The sequence below is a fragment of the Bacteroides sp. 51 genome, from assembly GCF_010500965.1.
Classification (GTDB): domain Bacteria; phylum Bacteroidota; class Bacteroidia; order Bacteroidales; family Bacteroidaceae; genus Bacteroides.
In genome coordinates this window covers 1-1,651 of record NZ_QVMI01000091.1, presented here as the reverse complement: position 1 = coordinate 1,651, position 1,651 = coordinate 1, and the positions used below count along the sequence as shown (strand labels likewise).

The 1,651-nt window shown below is 37.4% G+C and carries 1 protein-coding gene; it reads left to right on the top strand.

Annotated elements, in window-relative coordinates; translation table 11 throughout:
* The first annotated feature begins 114 nt into the window (after nt 1-114).
* Complete coding sequence (locus D0T87_RS23625; protein ID WP_163178624.1) at nt 115-1,623, top strand: IS1634 family transposase; 1,509 nt, start codon at nt 115-117, stop codon at nt 1,621-1,623.
* Nucleotides 1,624-1,651: the final 28 nt, after the last annotated feature.

Here is a 1,651-nt window from a genome sequence, read left to right as displayed (position 1 = left end):
CCTGAGTTTGGCGCTTTTCTCTCATTCAAATTCGTTTCCACTGACATTCAGTGAGTTATAATTTATTTGTATTCAAATAGGGTGTCCCATCTGTGTGTTTTGTATATTCGTGGTATGTTTGTACGCAAGAAGAAAAACCGCAGTGGCGCCATTAGCATCCAAGTCATTGATAAGAGTAGCGGTCGTTATAAAGTGATCAAGACAATAGGAAGTAGCAATGATGAATCCGAGATTGCTACTTTAGTCTTACGCGGTAAAGAGTGGATCAAATCGCATGGTGGACAAATGGAATTTGATTTCAATATTGATCAGGATCAGACGGAGCAGGTATTAGATAATATTGAGCATATCATCCCCGTAGGAACTGATTTATTGTTAACTCCCATATTTAATTCGATTGGTTTCAATTGTATTCCTGGTTCCTTGCTCAGGCAGTTGTCTATTCTTCGTATATCTCATCCTGTGAGCAAGTTAAAAAGTTATGAGTATATACGCCGCTACCATCATTATGACATAAGTTTGTGGCAAATATATCGCTACATGGATAAGTTACATAAGGAATATAAAGAAGAGATACAAACAATCAGCTATCTACATACACAAAAGATACTGGGAGGAAAAATCCAGATTGTATTTTATGATGTCACCACGCTCTATTTTGAGATAGATAATATGGACGACCTCCGTAAGACCGGTTTTTCTAAAGAGGGACGACATCAGAATCCACAAATCCTTTTAGGTTTGTTAGTCAGTCTTGATGGCTATCCTTTAGCATATGACATATTTGAGGGGAACAAGTACGAGGGTCATACAATGCTGCCTGTTATAGAATCGTTCAAACAAAAATATGGTATTAAAAAGTTGGTTGTCGTGGCTGATTCCGGTTTAATGAGTGCTGATAACGTGTCTGAACTTATAGATAAGGGATATGAATTTATTTTAGGAGCAAGAATAAAAAGCGAATCAAAGGACATTAAACAAAAAATATTATCCCTTAAATTAGGTAATGGACAGATTGCGGTTATACCTAAAGAGGATAGTCGTTTAATAGTCAGTTATTCTTCATCCCGAGCAAAGAAAGATCTGAGTAACAGATTGCGTGGATTGCAAAAATTAGAGAAGGGTATCCGATCAGGGCGTCTGACGAAGTCAAACATCAATAACAGAGGCTATAACAAATATCTCAAAATGGAAGGCGAAGTAGCTATATCTATTGATAAAGAGAAGTTTGAGCAAGATATATGTTGGGATGGCTTAAAAGGTTATCTCACTAATTCCTCACTTTCAAATGATCAAATAATCGACAACTACAAGCAATTATGGCATATTGAAAAGGCTTTCAGGATAAATAAGAACGATTTGAAAATACGACCGGTATTCCATCGGATGAGACGTAGAATTGAAGCGCATATTTGTATCTCGTTTGTAGCATATAAGATGTACAAGGAGTTGGAGCGCCAATTGAAAGAAAAGCAAGCGCCATTATCTCCAGAAAAGGCTATCGAGATTGCAGAATCAATCTATGAACTAAACGTAAAGATACCAGCAACAGGTAGGACTATAAAAAGAGTACTGCTTCTATCCGAAGAGCAAAAAGCGCTTGCCAAAATGTTCGGATTTTGATTTGGGTGTCCCAGCGCCAAACTCAGGA

What these genes read in the sequence shown, in the direction of transcription:
- D0T87_RS23625 (WP_163178624.1), top strand. Translation starts at nt 115, where the DNA reads ATGTTTGTACGCAAGAAGAAAAACCGCAGTGGCGCCATTAGCATCCAA.